This is a genomic window from Pseudomonas sp. MDT1-16 (assembly GCF_054898115.1).
Genome location: NZ_CM142717.1, coordinates 1,817,823 through 1,836,018, shown reverse-complemented (window position 1 = coordinate 1,836,018; position 18,196 = coordinate 1,817,823). Strand labels below are relative to the sequence as shown.

Below are 18,196 nucleotides of genomic sequence, written 5' to 3'. Positions count from 1 at the left end.
CTTTTTTTATGTCTGCGGGTAAAACAGGTGGACCGCGTTATCGTTCTTCGCGGGCAATCACTCAGACAAACAATAACTTCTCTGGCACATCCACATCCCACAACACGCCGGCATCCTCCACTGCCACTTCAACTACCCTCGCCGACGCAAACAACGCCTTGGCCCCACGATCACCCGATAGCGCCATCAACCCCGGCCCAAACGTTCGTCCGAACCCCACCGGATGCCCATACTCGCCTTGATGCACAGGAACACTGACGGCGTCATCAGCAATCCCCACCACCACACGCTCAATACTCGACGCAAGGATAAACGGCATATCCCCCAGCACAATCAGCCAGCCACCGAGCCGCGGACATGCCGCCACCCCGGCCGCGATGCTGTCTCCCATCCCCGTCGACTCGATCAGCACAATCTCGCAGCCATAGGCCTGAGCCATACGACTCAATTGCGGTCGATCGTCGGTGGTGACCAGGACGCGCTTCTCAAGGGAAGCCGGCAAATTCAACAGCACTTGCTCTATTACTGAACGAACAGCCCCTTCGCGCCCGGTACAATCCGCCAGCAGCTTGTCCTTCTCGGCACCTGCCGCCTGTCGAAACCGACTGCCCTGCCCCGCCGCCAACACGATGACGCCGATAGGTTCGCTCATACGACCTCCTGCAACAGCTTCTTCTGCTTGAGCTCGACGCCGTTCTTGATCGCGACAATTTCGGCCAGTAGCGACAAGGCGATTTCCGCCGGTGTGTGGCTGCCAATGTGCAAACCGATCGGGCCATGCAGACGATTGATGGCCTGCTGTGACAAGCCTAGCTGAGCCAGGTTCTCCCGGCGCTTCAAGCTGTTGATCCGCGAGCCCAGCGCACCGACATAAAACGCCTTGGAGTCCAGGGCCGTGAGCAATGCCATGTCATCCAGTCGAGGATCGTGGGTCAGTGCGACGATGGCCGTACGCTCGTCGGTCTGGATGCTAAGCACCGCGTCATCGGGCATGCCCGAGACAAATCGACCGTGTTGCTCTTCCCAGCCGTAAACGAACTCGGTGCGTGGGTCGCAGATCAGCACTTCAAAATCCAGCAGCCGCGCCATCTCGGCGACATAACGGGACAGTTGCCCGGCGCCGATCAGCAACAAGCGCCAACGCGGGCCGTAGATGGCGCGCAAGGTCCGCCCGTCAAACGTCAGCACATCAGTCTTGTTGGCCGACTGCAAAACCACTTCACCGGTCTCGATATTCAGCGCTCGCGCAACGATTTCATGCGCCTCGCAACGCGCCAGCAACTCGGCGACCCAAGCCGGGTCACCGACTCGCTCCTCGGTCAGGCGCAAGGTGCCGCCGCACGGCAAACCAAATCGCGCCGCTTCCTCACGGGTGACGCCATAGGTGATCAACTGCACCGGCGGTCCATCCGCAGGAATCCGGCCGTCGTGCAACCGGGCGATCAGATCGTCCTCGACACAGCCACCGGACACCGAGCCAATCACCACGCCGTCTTCACGCAAGGCCAGCATCGCGCCAGGCGCCCGAGGCGCGGTGCCCCAGGTCTGGACCACGCTGTACAACACCACCCGCTGACCGGCGCGGCGCCATTCCAGCACGCTGCGCAGGACATTCAGATCGACGCTGTCCATCAGGCCTGCGCCTTCTGCCAACCTTGCAGCTGATAGCGAACCGGCAGGTCGCGGATGCGCTTGCCGGTGGCGGCAAAGATTGCGTTGCACAACGCTGGCGCAATCGGTGGCACGCCCGGCTCACCGACACCGCCTAATGGCACTACGCCCGGTGGTGTGACCAGATGAACCGCAACTTCCTTCGGCGCCAGGGACATGCGCGCCACTTCGTACATGTGGAAGTTGTCCTGCTGAACCTTGCCGTCCTTGAAACTGATTTCCCCCAGCACCGCGTTGCCCAGACCCATGACGCAGGCGCCTTCGAACTGCGCACGAATCCGCTCGGGGTTGATCTGCGGACCGCAATCCACGGCGATATCGGCCTTGTGCACGATCAGCGTGCCGTCGTCTTTGACTTCAACCTCGAGCACCGCCGCCACATAGGTGACGAAGCTGTAATGCACCGCCAGACCCAAGCCTCGGCCCTTGGGCATTTCACGCCCCCAACCTGCGGCTTTGGCAGCAGTTTCCAGCACCGTGCGCAGCCGTGCAGTGTCGATCGGATACCGCTCGGGCGATTCGCCGTAGTTCCACTCTTCACTCAAGGTACGCGGATCGATATGTCGGTCCGGGCCGAGCAATTTGATCTGGTACTTGAGCGGATCCTGGCCGGCCTTGTGCGCCAGTTCATCGACAAAGCTCTGAATCGCAAAACCGTGAGGAATGTTCGACACCGAGCGATACCAGCCAACTCGCGTGTGAATCGCCGCTTCCGGGTTTTCCAGGCGCACGTTGGGGATCGCGTAAGCCATGTTGGTAAAGCCCATGCCCAGCTCGAAGGCCGCCTCGTGGTTCATGCCCGGCGCAAACAGCGCGGTGATGCTCGGCGCCACGGTGCGGTGCAACCAGCCGGACGGCAGACCGTCCTTGTTCAGGCTGGCCTTCAGGTATTCGGCCGACACCGTGTGGAAGTAGGAACAGTGGATGTCGTCTTCACGCGTCCATTGCACCCGCACCGCCTTGCCGGGGAATTCCTTGGCAAGGATCGCGGCTTCGATGATGAAGTCCGGCTTGGACTTGCGACCGAAGCCGCCGCCCAGCAAGGTGACGTTAAAGCTGACGTTATCGAACGGAATGCCGAGGCGTTCGCCAATGCGTTCGCGGGTGACTTGGGGTGCCTGGCTGGGGGCCCAGGCTTCGCACACACCGTCCTTGAAGCGGGCGATGGCGACCATCGGTTCCATTGGCGCTTGCGTCAGGTGCGGCAAGTAATAGGACGCTTCGAGCGTGCTGTCGGCGCTGCCCATGGCCCCGTCGATGTCGCCGGTATTGCGCACCACTTTGCCGGGTTTGAGGGATGAAGCTTCCAACTCCTTGCGGTAGGCGATCGAGTCGTAACTGGCGTGCGGGCCGTCGTCCCACTCGATTTTCAGCGCGTCGCGGCCTTTGATTGCCGCCCAGGTATTGCTGGCTACAACGGCCACACCGCCCAACGGTTGAAACTCCAACGGCAGCGGACGATCTTCGATCTGGATGATTTTGATCACGCCCGGGACTTTCATCGCCGCGCTGGAATCGACGGACTTGACCTTGCCGCCATACACCGCAGGACGGGCAATAGTGGCGTAGAGCATGCCATCGAAATGCACGTCGGCGCCGTAGACTGCACGACCGTTGACGATGTCGTCACCGTCGATTGCCTTGGTGCCTTCTTTGCCGATGTAGCGGAATTCCGATGGCTGTTTGAGCCGCACACTGTCACGAGCAGGAACCGCCAACGCACCGGCAGCGGCGGCCAGGGCACCGTAACCCAGTTCACGACCGGACGGTTTATGGATGACTTTATGCAGCTGTGCATGGCATTCGCTGACCGGCACGTTCCACTGTTCGGCAGCCGCTTGCTCGAGCATGGTCCGTGCGGCAGCACCGCAGCGACGCATCGGCTCGTACCAGTGGCGCATGCTGCGCGAACCATCAGTATCCTGGTTGCCGAAGCGCACTTCGTCGCCCGGTGCCTGTTGCACCTTCATCATCGCCCAGTCCGCGTCCAGCTCATCGGCCACCACCATCGTCAGGCTGGTGCGCACACCCTGGCCCATTTCCGAACGGTTGCAGACCACGGTCACCCTGCCGTCAGCGGCGATGCTGATGTACACCTTCGGATCATCGATCCAGCCATGGGGCATGCCGTCGGCGCCGAACTGCTTCTCTTTTTCTTCGGCAAACGCGTCTTGCCAGCCCCAACTCGCCGCCAGCACCAGCGCGCTGGTCGCACCGACGCCTTTAAGGAAGCCACGGCGACTGAGGTTGCTCAGCGCAAAATCATTCGGTAACGGGCTCATGCCTTGGCCTCCTTCAGGTGAGTGGATGCCTGACGGATGGCGGTCTTGATGCGATTGTAGGTGCCGCAGCGGCAAATATTGCCGACCATCGCCTCTTCGATCTGTGCGTCACTGGGGTTCGGGTTGGTCTTGAGTAGCGCCGTGGCGGACATGATCTGCCCACCCTGGCAGAAACCGCACTGGGCCACGGCGGTGTCGAGCCAGGCTTGCTGAACGATTTGCCCGACCGGGTCGGCGTGCAGGTTATCGATGGTGGTGACGTTTTGGCCAACGACCGAACCGATCGGCGTGATGCAACTGCGCGCCGGAGCACCTTCGATATGAAGGGTGCAGGCGCCGCACAGGCCCATGCCGCAGCCAAATTTGGTGCCGTTGTAACCGGCCACGTCGCGGATCGCCCAGAGCAGCGGCATGTCCTCGGTGACATCAAGTTGATGGTCTTGACCATTGAGCTTCAGGGTAATCATGGGCACGCCCGCATAGTTATTGGTTATGGGGTCGAGCAATCTGCCGCCAGGGGTTGGCGGTTGGCATCACGCAGATCGGCTCAGGCTAATGAGGCTCTCTTTATGCGGACGGTAGCGTCTGCATTGGGCCTTTGGTGGAGCAAACGTTTGCATCGTTAGGTGGCTAAGTTAACCCAGCATTAACAAAAAAGCCCTGCACACTAGAAGATGTGCAGGGCTTTGGATCCAGTCTTGAAAGCTTAGCCTCAATACCGATTAGGCTCCATTTCCAGGTCGACATGGAAATGTTCTGAAATGTCTTTCTGGATACGTTGCGCCAGGTTCAGCAATTGCAGTCCGGTCGCGTTGCCGTAGTTGACCAGCACCAACGCCTGCAGTTTATGCACGCCGGCATCGGCGTCACGGAAACCTTTCCAGCCGGCCCGTTCGATCAGCCAGCCCGCCGCCAGTTTCATTTGTCCGTTGGGTTGCGCGTAGGCCACCAGGTCCGGGTATTGCGCCTTGAGTTGTGCGACTAGCGCGGCGGGCACCAACGGATTTTTGAAAAAGCTGCCGGCATTGCCCAGCACCGCCGGGTCCGGGAGCTTTTCATTGCGGATACTGCAAATCGCCCGGCTGACATCGGTGGCGGTCGGGTGATCGATGCCTTGCTCGGCCAGGCGCTGACGAACCGGGCCGTACTCCAGATGCAGGTGCGTGGCGCGGTCCAGGATGAATCGTACCCGCAGGATCAACCAGCGCCCCGGTTGCTGTTTGAACAGGCTGTCGCGGTAGGCAAAGTTGCATTCTTCCAGGGTGAAGTCCCGCAGTTCGCCGCTCTTGCGATCCAAAGCGGTCAGGCCGGCGAAAACATCCTTGATCTCCACACCATAGGCGCCGATGTTCTGAATAGGTGTCGCGCCGACGGTGCCGGGGATCAGGCTGAGGTTTTCCAGACCGGACAAACCCTGCGCCAGCGTGTGCTGCACAAACGGATGCCACGGCTCGCCCGCCTCGGCTTCTATAACGACCTTGCTGCCGTCATCACTCAGGATGCGAATCCCGCGCGTGGCCATGCGCAGCACCAGCGACTGGATATCGGCCGTCAGCAGCAGGTTGCTGCCCCCGCCAATCACCAGCAGCGGCACGTCATGTTCCGCCGCATAGGCCAGGGCTTCACGCACGTCAGCATCGCTATGGGCTTCGGCAAATAACCGGGCTTGAACGTCGACACCGAAACTGTTGAACGGTTTGAGCGAAACCTGGGGTTGAACCTGCAAACTCATAACCGCCCCTTCAATTCGATCACCAGCAAATCACTGGCGCCCTCGATCAGGTCCAGCACCTGCTCAAAGCCTTGGTCGCCGTCGTAATACGGATCCGGCACTTCATCGATTTGCGACTGATAGCGACGCAGGAACAGATCCAGTTCGGCCTTACCCTTGGAAGGTTGCAGGGCCTTTAGGTTGCGCAGATTGCTGTTGTCCATCGCCAGAATCAGGTCGTAGGTGGCGAAATCCGCACGATTCACTTGCTGGGCGCGCTGAGCGGACAGGTCATACCCGCGCAGTTTCGCCGCAGCCTGGCTGCGCTTGTCCGGGGCCTTGCCGACATGCCAGTCACCGGTGCCGGCGGAGGCGACCTCGATTTGATCGGCCAGCCCCGCTTCGCGCAGTTTGTGTCGCAGCACACCTTCGGCCGTGGGTGAACGGCAGATGTTGCCCAGGCAGACGAACAAAACCCGCATCAGGCCTCCAGCAGGCGACGAACGCGCTCGAGGTCTTCAACGGTGTCGACGCCAGTGGGCGGTGCGATCAGCGCGTCGGCAACGTGAATCCGCACGCCGTGCCACAGGGCACGCAGCTGTTCCAGGGATTCGGTGTTTTCCAGCCAGCACGGGCCCCAGCTGACGAAGTCATGCAGGAAACCGGCGCGGTAGGCATAAATGCCGATGTGGCGACGATACGGCACGCCTTCCGGCAATTGGTCGCGGCTTTTGGCGAACGCATCCCGGGCCCACGGCAACGTGGCACGACTGAAGGTCAGCGCCAGGCCATTGAAGTCGCTGACGACCTTGACCACGTTGGGATTGAACAGGGTTTCCACGTCTTCGATCGGCTCGGCCAACGTGGCCATGCGCGCTTCGGTGTGAGCGGCCAGGTTGGCAGCCACCTGATCGATGACGCTCGGCGGGATCAACGGTTCGTCGCCCTGAACGTTGACCACAATGGCGTCCGGCGCCAGGCCCAGTTTCGTGGCGACTTCGGCCAGGCGATCGGTACCGGAATTGTGATCTTCGCGGGTCAGCACCACTTCGGCACCAAACCCTTTGCAGGCCTCAACGATGCGCGCATCGTCAGTGGCAACCACCACGCGCTGGGCGCTGCTTTTGCTCGCCTGTTCCCAGACGTGCTGGATCATCGGCTTGCCGGCGATCAGCAGCAGCGGCTTGCCCGGCAAGCGGGTGGAGGCGTAGCGCGATGGAATGACAACGGTGAAGGCTGTGGTCATTTATCCAGACGCTCGTCGGTGGTCAGGGTGCGGGCTTCGGTTTCGAGCATCACCGGGATGCCGTCGCGAATCGGGTAAGCGAGACCTGCGCCCTTGCTGATCAGCTCGGTTTTGTCGGCACTGAGCTTGAGCGGGCCTTTGCAGACCGGGCAAGCGAGGATATCGAGCAATTTGGTGTCCATGAGCATTCCCTGGATAAAAACGGATTTAAGGCAAAAGACGAGCCGGTAACAGGCGCATCAGCTGCGTATCGAACCAGGCCACGAAGGCCGGCGATGGCGCAGCATCGACCGCCAGGTACCACCAATCGGCGGCGGCGAAGGCACGGCACTTCACCGCGTCCTTTTCGGTCATCACCAACGGCAATGACGGTGTGAAATTCAAGGCCTGCACGCTGTAGTCGGCGTGGTCGGCAAACGCATGCGGGACTGGCTGCCAGTGTAGCGTTTCGAGGGTCGTGAAGAAACGCTGCGGATTGCCGATCCCGGCCACGGCGTGCAGCGCCTGGCCAGCGGGAAAGTGGTCGAGGGAACGCCGTTCGCCGCTGTGCAGATTGACCAGTTCGGTGGGTTGAAGCTGGAAGGCAAAACCGCCGTCGCGATCGGCAGTAGCGCCGTTGTAGAGCACAGCGTCGACGCTTTGCAGGCGCTCGACCGGTTCGCGCAATGGCCCGGCGGGCAGGCAACGCTGGTTACCCAGGCCGCGGGCGGCGTCGATCAGTACCAGTTCCAGGTCGCGGGCCAACCGGTAATGCTGCATGCCGTCGTCGGAGAGGATCAGGTCCAGCGGTTCACTCGCCAGCAGCGCCTTGACTGCACGGCTGCGGTCCGGGTCAATCATCAACGGCACGCCGGTGCGCTGGACGATCAACAGCGGCTCGTCTCCTGCGATCTCGGCGCTTTGATCCGCCTCAACCCGCCACGGCAATTGCGCCGGCCTGGCGCCGTAACCCCGACTGACCACACCGACCCGCAGGCCGCTGCGCTGGCAGTGCTGGATCATCCACAGAATCAGCGGCGTCTTGCCGGTGCCGCCGACGGTGATGTTACCGACGACGATCAGCGGCACCGGAGGCTGATAGATCTCGCCCTCACCCGCCAGGAAGCGCTTGCGCTTGCTCATGACCACGCGCCGATACAGCCACTCCAGCGGCTGTAACAGCTTCAGGGCCGGATGACCTTCGTACCACGCGGTGAGCAAGCGATCGGACATGGCCATCAGGGCGCGGGCGGCGCCGCCTCGACAGTGGTCATGCGCAGGTGGCTGAAACCAAGCTTGCCGGCGGCGTCCATGGCGATGATGACGGACTGATGCTGAGTCTTGCCATCAGCGCTGATGGACAGCGGCAGGTTGGTGTCGCCATTGGACTCCTTCTGCAGCGCGTCCATCAGAGTGGCCAGATCGTTTTTCGGCAACAACTGGTTGTTCACCGAAAACACGCCTTCGGCACTGATGGCAACGTCCAGATGTTTGACCTGCTGGTCTTCAGCAGGTGAACCGCTGACCGCTTCCGGCAGCTCAACACGCAACTGGGTTTCACGGGTAAACGTGGTGGTGACAACGAAAAACAGCAGCAGGATAAACACCACGTCGATCAGCGACGCGAGGTTGATGTCTACATTCTCCCGTTGCTTGCGGCGGAATTTCACGCTTTGCCCCCATTCAGGTCAACATCACGGTCACCCTGTACCACCTCAACCAGTTTGATCGCTTCCTGCTCCATGCCCACCACCAGTTCATCGATCCGGCGTTGCAGGAAGCGGTGGAAGAATACCGCCGGGATGCCGACCATCAAGCCTGCGGCCGTAGTAATCAGGGCTTTGGAGATACCACCGGCCAACACGGCAGCGTTGGTGGTCATGCCCGAACCCATGAATGCACTGAAGATATCGATCATGCCCAACACCGTACCCAACAGACCCAGCAACGGGGCCATGGCGGCGATGGTGCCCAGCGCATTGATGTAGCGTTCGAGCTCGTGAACCACTCGCGCGGCGGCCTCTTCGATGCACTCTTTCATGATCTCGCGACCATGCCTGGAGTTGGCCAGGCCGGCAGCCAGGATCTCGCCCAACGGCGAGTTGGCGCGCAGTTCCTTGAGTTTGTCTTTATTAAGTTGTTTGTCCTTGATCCAGACCCAGACCTGCCCGAGCAAATGCTCCGGGGTCACACGGCTGGCTCGCAGGGTCCAGAGACGTTCGGCGACGATCGCCATGGCTGCGATGGAACTCAGAATGATCGGTATCATCATCCATCCGCCGGATTTGACCAATTCCCACACAGTGACAGTCCCCTCGAAAAAGTGCGCCACTCTAACATAGGGGGTGAGCGCACCGAAGACCGTGATGTCGCATCCGGTCGGGCTTTAATAACTCCGGGTTATTGCGCAGAGCGCCAGAAACGCTGTTCTTGACGCATCGTCCATGGCGGCTTGAAGCGTCCCAGTTGCAGACGCATGGCACCCTGTTCGGCGCTGTCATAGATCAAGATGCCGCGCTTTTGATAGCGCGCCATGACCGTAGGATGGGGATGACCGAATGAATTGCCCTGGCCGCGGGAGATCAACACCGCTTTGGGTTGCAGCCCTTTGAGCAGCGTCATTGAAGATGAACTGCGACTGCCGTGATGCGGCGCCTGCAGCCAGTCCGTAGGTACCGCCAGCGGACTGTCGAGCAGGGCTCCCTCGGCTGCTGCGTCTATATCACCGGTCAGCAACATACGCTCACCGTTGGCTTCTATCTGCAGGACGCAGGATTTTTGATTGCTGTCGCGGGCGAAAGACCATTGCCAGAGCTGGAACCTTACATCGTCCCAGACCCATTGCTTGCCGCTCTCGCAGCCCTCTGCCTGCAACTCGGCTGGCAGCGCCAGGGGATCGCCACTGATGACCCGCTTCACCGGCAAGCCAGTGGCAACGGCCCGGGCACCGCCAGCATGATCGGCGTCGGCGTGGCTGATCAGCATCAGATCGAGGTCGTTCACGCCCAGTTTGCGCAACGAAGGCAGCACCACCCGCTCGCCCAGGTCGAAATCGCCGAAACGTGGCCCGGTGTCATACAACAGCGTGTGATGACGGGTGCGCACCAGGATTGCCAAACCCTGGCCGACATCCAGTTGCCAGACTTCGGCGATGCCTTCAGGCAAGATTTGCCGGGGCGGAAAAACCAGCAACAGCAGCATCGGCCAGCCCAACGAGCGAAACGGCACACCTCGAGGCATTAATAATAGAAAGGCACCCAGTGTGCCGAGTGCCCATATCCACAACGGGATCGCCACCGGCACCCACGCGGGCAAGTACCCGGCCATCAGCGCCAGGCCCTTGAACAAAAGGTCGATCAAACCGCCTGCCAACCACAGCAGACCTTCACCCACATAAGGAAGGGCTAAAAACAACGTACCCAGCAACGCCGGGGGCAGCACGACCAGACTGATCCACGGTACCGCCAGCAAATTGGCCACTGGCCCGCTGAGACTGATCGGCAACCCGAGCACCAGCAGCAAGGGGCACAGACCGATCGCGATCAGCCATTGGGCACGGGTCCACGTTTGCCACCAACGCCATGGGCCCAACCGACCACCGAAGGTGAAGATCAACACCGCCACCGCCGCGAATGACAACCAGAAACCCGGTTGCAGGCTCGCCAGCGGGTCGAGCAGCAAAACGCCATTGAGCGCCAACAACAATGGCCACCAGGCACCGAGGTGACGAAATCGCAGCCGCCACAACAGCACCAGGCCGATCATCACGCAGGCCCGCCGCACCGGCACCTCGAAACCGGCCAGCAGCCCATAACCGAGAGCAGCCACGAACGCCAGTCCACAGGCCCACGGCAGCCAAGGCAAGCGTTTTGGCCACAGGCCATAACGGGCCAACCCGGCGATCAGCAGATACACCAGCCCTGCCAGCAACCCGATGTGCTGTCCGGAAATCACCAACAGATGGACGGTGCCGGTGTCTTGCAGCACCTGCCAGTCTTCGCGACTCAATCCGGCGCCATCCCCCAGCACCAACGCCGTCAGCGCACCCGTTCGCCCTTGGGCATCCACGGACTGCAAACGCTGGCGAATGCCGTCGCGCCAGGCCCACCGGGTTTCCATCAGCCGCTCGCCATCCTTGACCGTCCCGGTAGCCCCGATGTGTTGTGCCAGCAACCAGGCGTCGTAATCGAAGGCATGGGGATTGAGCAACCCGGCAGGACGCTTCAACTTGATTGCCAATCGCCATCGTTCGCCGCTGTGCACCGGCTGTCCGTCATACCAGGCCAGGCGTATCAGTTGCGGCAACTTACCGTGTCGAGACCGGGCGTCCGCCAGTTCGAAACGCACGACGGCCTCATTGTTCTGGGGCAATCCCACCACCCGCCCTTCAACCCAACGAGTTTCACCATCGAGGCTCATCGGCAGCCGATCATCCAGCGCCCACTGCGCCTGCGCGCACGCCCAACTGAAGCCGAACAGCAAAAATGCCAGTGGATAGCTCCGAAACGGCAGCACCATCAAACCTATGACCGGCAGCAACATCCAAAACCAGACCGGCGGTAATACCGGTAAAAAACGCAGGATCAACAGACCCAACGCCAGCGCCATCATCCCTGTGCGCATACGCCCGTCCTTGAGAGTCCCCTCCTAGGCATAGACGGCTAACCGCAGGGGCATCGTTATTAATTGTCACAAAGTCTGAATGGGCGGTTCATAGAATCCAGACATACTTGCCGCCTTAACCGACCGAGAAGCCTTATGCCCCGGCGCTTATTCAAACGTTACATGCCAGACCCGACCAGCATCAGGGAACACAAATCCTTACGCTTTCTCGGCACGCTGCTGCATGACCCGAACCTCTGGCACCTCAACCGCCATTCCGTCGCACGGGCCATGGCTGTGGGTCTGTTCGCGGCATTCCTGCCGATTCCGTTGCAGATGCTGGTCGCCGCCATCCTCGCCATCGTGGTGCGCGGCAACATGCCGATTGCCGTCAGCCTGGTCTGGCTGACCAACCCGATCACCATGCCAGCGGTGTTCTTTTGCACCTACCAAACCGGCGCCTGGCTGATGAACGTACCCGCCCGCAGCCTGCCGGACGAATTGACCTGGGAATGGATCAGCGGCGAACTCTCTACTCTGTGGCAGCCGTTTTTGCTCGGTTCAGTGGTGATGGGGCTGGTGCTGGGTGCCCTCGCCTATTGCCTGACCATGATGTACTGGCGCTGGTGGGTTGGGCGGCAATGGAAGCGGCGCAAGAAAAACCGGATGCAGTAAACGCAAAACGGCCTCCACATGGGAGGCCGTTTTTTTTGTGGTGTCTGGACTGACGCCTTCGCGGGCAAGCCTCGCTCCTACAAAGTCAGTGGCGACGACACAAACCTTGTAGGAGCGAGGCTTGCCCGCGAAGGGCGCGCCACTGTCTTGATCAGGTACGCATCCCGCGACCGCTGACCAGCAGCCGTGCGCAACCGATATACAACACGACGGTCGCCACCAGCATGAAGGTGATCGCCACGCTGATCCTGATGTCCGAAACGCCAAGAATGCCATAGCGGAACGCGTTGACCATGTGCAGCACCGGGTTGGCCAGGGACACGGTCTGCCAGAACGGCGGCAGCAAGGAAATCGAGTAGAACACCCCGCCCAGGTACGTCAGTGGTGTCAGTACGAACGTCGGGATGATCGAGATGTCATCGAAGTTGCGTGCAAACACCGCGTTGATGAAGCCCAGTAGCGAGAAAATCGTCGCCGTCAGCACCACGACCAGAATGGTCACGCCCAGGTGATGCACCTGCAAATCGGTGAAGAACAGTGACAGCAGCGTCACGATGACCCCGACCATCAAGCCGCGCAGCACGCCGCCCAGGGTGTAGCCGATCAGAATCGTATGCGGCGATACCGGCGACACCATCAATTCTTCGATGGAACGCTGGAACTTGCTGCCGAAGAAACTCGAGACCACGTTGCCGTAGGAGTTGGTGATCACCGACATCATGATCAGCCCCGGCACGATGTACTCCATGTAGGTGAAACCACCCATGTCACCGATCTGCCGGCCAATCAGATTGCCGAAGATCACGAAGTACAGAACCATGGTGATTGCCGGCGGCAGCAGCGTCTGCGGCCAGATCCGGGTAAAGCGTTTGACCTCTCGGTAAACGATGGTATTGAGGGCAACGAGGTTGGGTTGCAGCTCGGAACTCATACCGCCACCTTCGACAGATTTTTCTCCACCAGGGACACGAACAACTCCTCGAGGCGATTGGTTTTGTTACGCAGGCTCAACACTTCGATGTTCTGCTGCGCCAATTGGGTGAACAGCGCGGTGATGCCCATGGCCTTGTCGACCTGAACTTCAACGGTGTGGCTGTCGAGCAGCTTGGTCGGGTAACCGAGCAACTGCGGCGCGGTTTGCAGCGTGTTTTTGATGTCTAGCAGGAACGTTTCCACATGCAGTTGGCCGAGCAACTGTTTCATGCTGGTGTTCTCGACGATGGTGCCGTGGTCGATGATGCCGATGTTGCGGCACAACTGCTCAGCCTCTTCCAGGTAGTGTGTGGTGAGGATGATGGTGATGCCTTTCTTGTTCAGCTCGGTGAGGAACGTCCACATCGAGCGACGCAGTTCGATGTCCACACCCGCCGTCGGTTCGTCGAGGATCAGCAGGCGCGGTTCGTGAACCAGCGCACGGGCGATCATCAGGCGACGCTTCATGCCGCCGGACAGTGAACGCGACGGCGTATCGCGCTTGTCCCACAGGCCGAGCTGGGTCAGGTACTGCTCGGCGCGCTCCTTGGCGATTTTCGGCGGGATGCCGTAGTAACCGGCCTGGGTTACGACGATATCGAAGGTCTTTTCGAACTGGTTGAAGTTGAATTCCTGGGGCACCACGCCGATGGAGCGCTTGAGCTGCGCAGGATTCTTGTCCAGGTCGTGACCGAAGATATTCACCGTCCCGCTGGTCTTGTTCACCAGGGTCGAGAGAATGCCGATGGTTGTGGATTTGCCGGCGCCGTTAGGGCCGAGCAAGGCGAAAAAGTCACCTTCGGCGACGTCCAGATCGATACCACTCAAGGCCTGGAAACCGTTGCCGTAGGTTTTGGTTAGCTGCCGGATGGACAGAGCGGAACTCATATCGGATTTACGCACCAAGAAGGGAAGAAAGGGACAAATAAGGGCGGGCGGCGACGAATACAACCGCGGCGCGTGAGCGCAATGGTGCTTGTCGCTGCCACACAAGTACAGTCAAGTGTGTCGATAGTGAGTATTAAGTCAACGCGGTCATAACCGCTTTCTGATACGCCGGACGCTGTTTCAGGCGTGCATACCAGGCTTGCAGATGAGGCTGCGGCGCGCGCTCGATTGGCATCTCGAACCAGGCATAAATGAAACTGCCCAAAGGAATATCACCCATGCCGATCTCATCGCCGGACAGGTACGGTTGGGTCGCCAGCGCCTGGTCGGCCATCGACAGCAAGCCATCGCATTCCTTGATTGCAGCCTTGATGGCGGACCAGTCCTGCTGGTCTGCCGGCGTGCGCAACACGCCCCAGAACACCGTACGGAACGGGCCGGCAAAACTTGAAGTGGTCCAGTCCATCCATTTATCGGCGATGGCGCGGGCCTGCAGATCCTCTGGATACCAGGCTGTGCCGTTGGCGTGGCGAGCCATCAGGTAACGCACGATGGCGTTCGATTCCCACAGCACGAAACCATCGTCTTCAATCGCCGGCACGCGGCCATTGGGGTTCATCGCGCGGAACTCCAGCGTATCGACTACACCAAAGGCGCCGCCCGCATCGATGGCTTCATAAGCCAGGCCCAGTTCCTCGGCGGCCCACAAAGGTTTTCTGACATTCGATGAGTTTTTCCGACCCCAGATCTTCAGCATGACCGCCTCTTTATGGATGAACGCGCAGGCAGCATACGCCGGATCAGGCGCGACTCAAATCGCTCTGCATGTCACCCAGCAACGCTGGCAGTGTGTCGCCGAACAGATGCGGATAGCACTTCTCCAGGTGCTCGAAAAAGAACGCTTCAGGCACGTCGGTGAACTGACCGTGGTCGACCAGGTACTCCATCAACTGCTCGCCGTCGCGATTGAAAGGATGGAATACGCTGTCGTTGATTCCGTCGAATTCCAGTGGTGCGATGTTGAACAGTTCGCAGAGTTTTTGGTTGAACGCCGGCGTGGCTTTGACCCAGCGACCGTTCAGATGTAGCTCCGTATAGCCGTGCATGGCGAACACGTCGCTCTTGAGCAGCTCGAGCAACCGCGGCGTCGACAAATGATTGCGCACATCCGCCAGACCGATCCGCGCGGGAATCCCGCAATGCCGGGCTGCGCCTGCCAGCAGTGTGGCTTTGGGTACGCAATAACTCTCCCCCGCTGCCAACGCATAACTGCCACGCAAGGTGTCTGGGTCGCGACTGAAGGTATAAGGGTTGTAACGCACGGCTTCGCGCACGGCGTAATAGAGATTGATCGCCTGCTCGAGCGGGTCACGACGGCTGCCGCGATGTTTTTCGGCGAACTCCACCACTGACGGGTGGTCACTATCGATGAAGCGGCCGGAACTCAGATACTCGTGCATGAGAACAATCTCCTGGGGAAGCCACGAGTCTAGCGACAGGTTCAGCACAGAGATAACGACGTTTCGGCCAAACATGGACGCTTTGCCGCCCGCCCAACGAACGATTTGCACGGCCCGGTGCCAACCGGTCCTACAAAACTCATCGAAGGTTTCCCACGAATTCAATCACATCGCTCTGACCACCCTGTTTTGCGGATGCCGTCTAAGCTCTGAAGGTTGGTTTTGCCCTGGTTTCACGGAGGATTAAATATGCTGCTGTTGTGGATACTGGTTCTGGTTGTCGGGATTGCGTATTTAGCCCACCGTCGTATCGCCCCACTGCCCGCCCTGTGCGTCGTTGCCGTTTACGTGGTGGCGATGGGCGCTTTCAGCCGCGCGCCAGGCGGGTTGCTGCTGGTTCTCTGGGTGTTGATCGCGGCTGTCGCAGCGCCCTTGTTGCTCCCCGACCTGCGCCGTAAATATTTCAGTGCGCCGCTGTTCAGCTGGTTCCAGAAAACCTTGCCGCCGATGTCGGAAACCGAACGCGATGCGATCGATGCCGGCACCGTGTGGTGGGACGGCGAACTGTTCAGCGGTCGCCCGGACTGGAACACACTGCTGTCCTACCCAAAAGCGCAGCTGAGCGAAGAGGAACAGGCCTTTATCGACGGTCCGACCGAAGAACTCTGCGCCATGGTCAGCGACTGGAAGATCGGTCAAACCATGGACCTGCCGGCCGAAGCCTGGACCTTCATCAAGGAAAACGGCTTCTTCGCCCTGATCATTCCCAAGGAGTTCGGCGGCAAGGGTTTCTCCGCCTATGCCCACTCCCAGGTGGCGATGAAACTGGCGACCCGCAGCGGCGACCTCGCGTCCACCGTGATGGTCCCCAACTCCCTCGGCCCCGCGGAATTGCTGCTGCATTACGGCACCGACGAACAACGCAACCATTACCTGCCACGACTGGCGCGCGGTGACGACATCCCGTGCTTCGCACTGACCGGTCCACTGGCCGGCTCTGATGCCGGCGCCATGCCCGACACTGGGGTGATCTGCAGAGGTGAATGGGAAGGCAAGGAAACCTTGGGCCTGCGCCTGAACTGGGAAAAGCGTTACATCACGCTGGGCCCGGTCGCCACCCTCCTCGGCCTGGCCTTCAAGGCCTACGACCCGGATCACCTGCTGGGTGAGGAGGAAGACCTGGGTATCAGTCTGGCGTTGATCCCGACCGATACCGCCGGTGTTGAAATCGGCCGCCGCCACTTGCCGTTGGGCGCGTCATTCATGAACGGCCCGAACTCTGGCAAAGATGTATTCGTACCGCTGGAGTTCCTCATCGGCGGCCAGGAAATGCTCGGCAAAGGCTGGATGATGCTGATGAACTGCCTGTCTGTAGGGCGTTCGATTTCGCTGCCTGCGGTCGGCACCGGTGCTGCCAAGTTCACCAGCCTGGTGACCGGCCAGTACGCTCAGGTCCGTGAGCAATTCAATGTTCCTTTGTCGGCATTTGAAGGGATTCAGGAAGCGATGGCTCGCATCGGCGGCAACGCCTGGATGATGGACGCCGCGCGGATGCTCACCGCCAACGCGGTGGACCTCGGCGAGAAACCGTCGGTGCTGTCGGCGATTCTCAAGTATCACCTCACTGAACGCGGCCGCGAGTGCATCAGTCACGCCATGGATGTTCATGGCGGCAAGGCAATCATCATGGGGCCGAACAACTACCTCGGTCGCAGCTGGAATGGCGCACCGATTTTCATCACCGTGGAAGGCGCGAACATTCTCTCGCGCAACCTGATGATCTTCGGTCAGGGTGCGATTCGCAGCCATCCATTCGTGCTCAAGGAAATGGCCCTCGCCGGTCGTGAGGACAAGGATCAGGCCCTCACCGAATTTGATGGTCTGCTGCTCAAGCACATCGGTTTTGCCGTGAGCAACGCCGCCAGCACCTTGGTGCTGAACCTGGGTTTCGGCCATTTCGAACACATGCCGGGCAACAGGCTCAGCCAGGGTTACTTCCGCGCCCTCAATCGGCAGGCTGCCGCGTTCGCCATGCTCGCAGACCTGAGCATGATGCTGCTGGGCGGTGAACTGAAACGACGCGAACGTCTATCAGCTCGCTTGGGGGATGTGCTCAGCAACATGTACCTCGCCTCTGCCGCGCTCAAGCGTTACCACGACCTCGATTCACCGGAGCACATGGCGCCGCTGTTTACCTGGGCCATGGAAGAAAGCCTTGGTCAGTCGGAGCGTGCGCTGGATGAACTGCTGACCAACTTCCCGAACAAGGTGTTGGGTTGCCTGCTGCGGGTGATCGTGTTCCCCTTTGGTCGCCGCCACAAAGGGCCGTCGGATAAACTAGGCGCCGAAGTGGCGGCGGTGATCGGCCGCGCCAAAGGCGATCCAACTCTGGAAGAGTTGCTCGGCGGTTGCTACCGTCCGCAATCGAGCGAGGACCCGGTCGGCGCCCTGCAACACGCGTGCAACCTGCTGAGTTCCGCGCAACCGCTGCAGAAAAAGCTTCATGTCGCACTCAAAAGCGGTCAGGTCAAACCCGTCGCCGGGGAACACGCCATCGATGCAGCGCTTGAGGCTGGCGTGTTGCAGCCAGTGGAAGCGCAAACCCTGCGTGACGCCGAAGCGGCGCGGCGCAAGGTGATCGATGTCGATGATTTCGACAAAGAGGAGCTCGCGCTGGCGGAAGGTAAGGTCCGCTGATCCAGCAAGTCAT

General features: G+C 60.4%; 18 protein-coding genes. 2 read left to right on the top strand and 16 right to left on the bottom strand.

All coding sequences use genetic code 11. The features are described 5' to 3' along the window. Positions 1-61: 61 nt before the first annotated feature. The 12 genes from ACYZT3_RS08315 to ACYZT3_RS08260 all read right to left on the bottom strand — a co-directional run bounded on the left by ACYZT3_RS08315 (position 62) and on the right by ACYZT3_RS08260 (position 11,512). Positions 62-652, bottom strand: coding sequence for a nucleotidyltransferase family protein (locus tag ACYZT3_RS08315; RefSeq protein WP_462031850.1), 591 nt, complete (start codon positions 650-652; stop codon positions 62-64). Then, positions 649-1,632: an XdhC family protein gene (locus tag ACYZT3_RS08310; protein ID WP_282375697.1), complete on the bottom strand. Its 984-nt coding sequence runs from the start codon at positions 1,630-1,632 to the stop codon at positions 649-651. The genes ACYZT3_RS08315 and ACYZT3_RS08310 overlap by 4 nt, the downstream gene beginning before the upstream one ends. Then, complete coding sequence (locus ACYZT3_RS08305; RefSeq protein ID WP_462031849.1) at positions 1,632-3,953, bottom strand: xanthine dehydrogenase family protein molybdopterin-binding subunit; 2,322 nt, start codon at positions 3,951-3,953, stop codon at positions 1,632-1,634. The genes ACYZT3_RS08310 and ACYZT3_RS08305 overlap by 1 nt, the downstream gene beginning before the upstream one ends. Further along, positions 3,950-4,420, bottom strand: a complete 471-nt coding sequence (locus ACYZT3_RS08300; RefSeq protein WP_282375695.1) for a (2Fe-2S)-binding protein — start codon at positions 4,418-4,420, stop codon at positions 3,950-3,952. The genes ACYZT3_RS08305 and ACYZT3_RS08300 overlap by 4 nt, the downstream gene beginning before the upstream one ends. A 245-nt stretch (positions 4,421-4,665) precedes the next feature. Continuing rightward, a complete protein-coding gene (gene murB / locus ACYZT3_RS08295) occupies positions 4,666-5,685 on the bottom strand; it encodes a UDP-N-acetylmuramate dehydrogenase (protein WP_462031848.1) in 1,020 nt (339 codons plus the stop codon). After that, positions 5,682-6,146, bottom strand: a complete 465-nt coding sequence (locus tag ACYZT3_RS08290) for a low molecular weight protein-tyrosine-phosphatase (RefSeq protein ID WP_282375693.1) — start codon at positions 6,144-6,146, stop codon at positions 5,682-5,684. The genes murB and ACYZT3_RS08290 overlap by 4 nt, the downstream gene beginning before the upstream one ends. Further along, entirely contained in the window at positions 6,146-6,910 is a 765-nt protein-coding gene (gene kdsB / locus ACYZT3_RS08285; protein WP_462031847.1) for a 3-deoxy-manno-octulosonate cytidylyltransferase, read from the bottom strand. Before kdsB ends, ACYZT3_RS08290 begins: the two co-directional genes overlap by 1 nt. Further along, a complete protein-coding gene (locus tag ACYZT3_RS08280) occupies positions 6,907-7,092 on the bottom strand; it encodes a Trm112 family protein (RefSeq protein WP_007945752.1) in 186 nt (61 codons plus the stop codon). Before ACYZT3_RS08280 ends, kdsB begins: the two co-directional genes overlap by 4 nt. 25 nt (positions 7,093-7,117) lie before the next feature. Next, positions 7,118-8,128 carry a tetraacyldisaccharide 4'-kinase gene (lpxK, locus tag ACYZT3_RS08275; RefSeq protein ID WP_282375691.1) on the bottom strand — a complete coding sequence of 337 codons (1,011 nt, stop codon included), beginning with the start codon at positions 8,126-8,128 and terminating at the stop codon, positions 7,118-7,120. After that, positions 8,128-8,559, bottom strand: coding sequence for an ExbD/TolR family protein (locus ACYZT3_RS08270; protein ID WP_282375690.1), 432 nt, complete (start codon positions 8,557-8,559; stop codon positions 8,128-8,130). Before ACYZT3_RS08270 ends, lpxK begins: the two co-directional genes overlap by 1 nt. Then, entirely contained in the window at positions 8,556-9,191 is a 636-nt protein-coding gene (locus tag ACYZT3_RS08265) for a MotA/TolQ/ExbB proton channel family protein (RefSeq protein ID WP_033056924.1), read from the bottom strand. Before ACYZT3_RS08265 ends, ACYZT3_RS08270 begins: the two co-directional genes overlap by 4 nt. A gap of 98 nt (positions 9,192-9,289) precedes the next feature. After that, positions 9,290-11,512 carry a DNA internalization-related competence protein ComEC/Rec2 gene (locus tag ACYZT3_RS08260; RefSeq protein WP_462031846.1) on the bottom strand — a complete coding sequence of 741 codons (2,223 nt, stop codon included), beginning with the start codon at positions 11,510-11,512 and terminating at the stop codon, positions 9,290-9,292. Positions 11,513-11,647: 135 nt separating this feature from the next. Between ACYZT3_RS08260 and ACYZT3_RS08255 the strand changes: the two genes are divergently transcribed. Further along, a complete protein-coding gene (locus tag ACYZT3_RS08255; RefSeq protein ID WP_462031845.1) occupies positions 11,648-12,166 on the top strand; it encodes a DUF2062 domain-containing protein in 519 nt (172 codons plus the stop codon). A gap of 151 nt (positions 12,167-12,317) precedes the next feature. Here the strand turns inward: ACYZT3_RS08255 and ACYZT3_RS08250 are convergent, their stop codons facing one another. The 4 genes from ACYZT3_RS08250 to ACYZT3_RS08235 all read right to left on the bottom strand — a co-directional run bounded on the left by ACYZT3_RS08250 (position 12,318) and on the right by ACYZT3_RS08235 (position 15,486). Further along, a complete protein-coding gene (locus tag ACYZT3_RS08250) occupies positions 12,318-13,097 on the bottom strand; it encodes an ABC transporter permease (protein WP_462031844.1) in 780 nt (259 codons plus the stop codon). Beyond that, positions 13,094-14,026: an ABC transporter ATP-binding protein gene (locus tag ACYZT3_RS08245; RefSeq protein ID WP_282375685.1), complete on the bottom strand. Its 933-nt coding sequence runs from the start codon at positions 14,024-14,026 to the stop codon at positions 13,094-13,096. Before ACYZT3_RS08245 ends, ACYZT3_RS08250 begins: the two co-directional genes overlap by 4 nt. Before the next feature lie 133 nt (positions 14,027-14,159). After that, positions 14,160-14,783 (bottom strand): glutathione S-transferase family protein, encoded by a 624-nt coding sequence (locus tag ACYZT3_RS08240; RefSeq protein ID WP_462031843.1) that lies wholly within the window; start codon positions 14,781-14,783, stop codon positions 14,160-14,162. A 43-nt stretch (positions 14,784-14,826) separates the two neighbouring features. Then, positions 14,827-15,486, bottom strand: a complete 660-nt coding sequence (locus tag ACYZT3_RS08235) for a transglutaminase-like domain-containing protein (RefSeq protein ID WP_282375683.1) — start codon at positions 15,484-15,486, stop codon at positions 14,827-14,829. Between the two features lie 249 nt (positions 15,487-15,735). On the opposite strand from ACYZT3_RS08235, the gene ACYZT3_RS08230 reads away from it, so the two are divergent. After that, on the top strand, positions 15,736-18,183 hold the full coding sequence (locus tag ACYZT3_RS08230; protein ID WP_462031842.1) for an acyl-CoA dehydrogenase: 2,448 nt from the start codon (positions 15,736-15,738) through the stop codon (positions 18,181-18,183). The last annotated feature ends 13 nt before the right edge of the window (positions 18,184-18,196 follow it).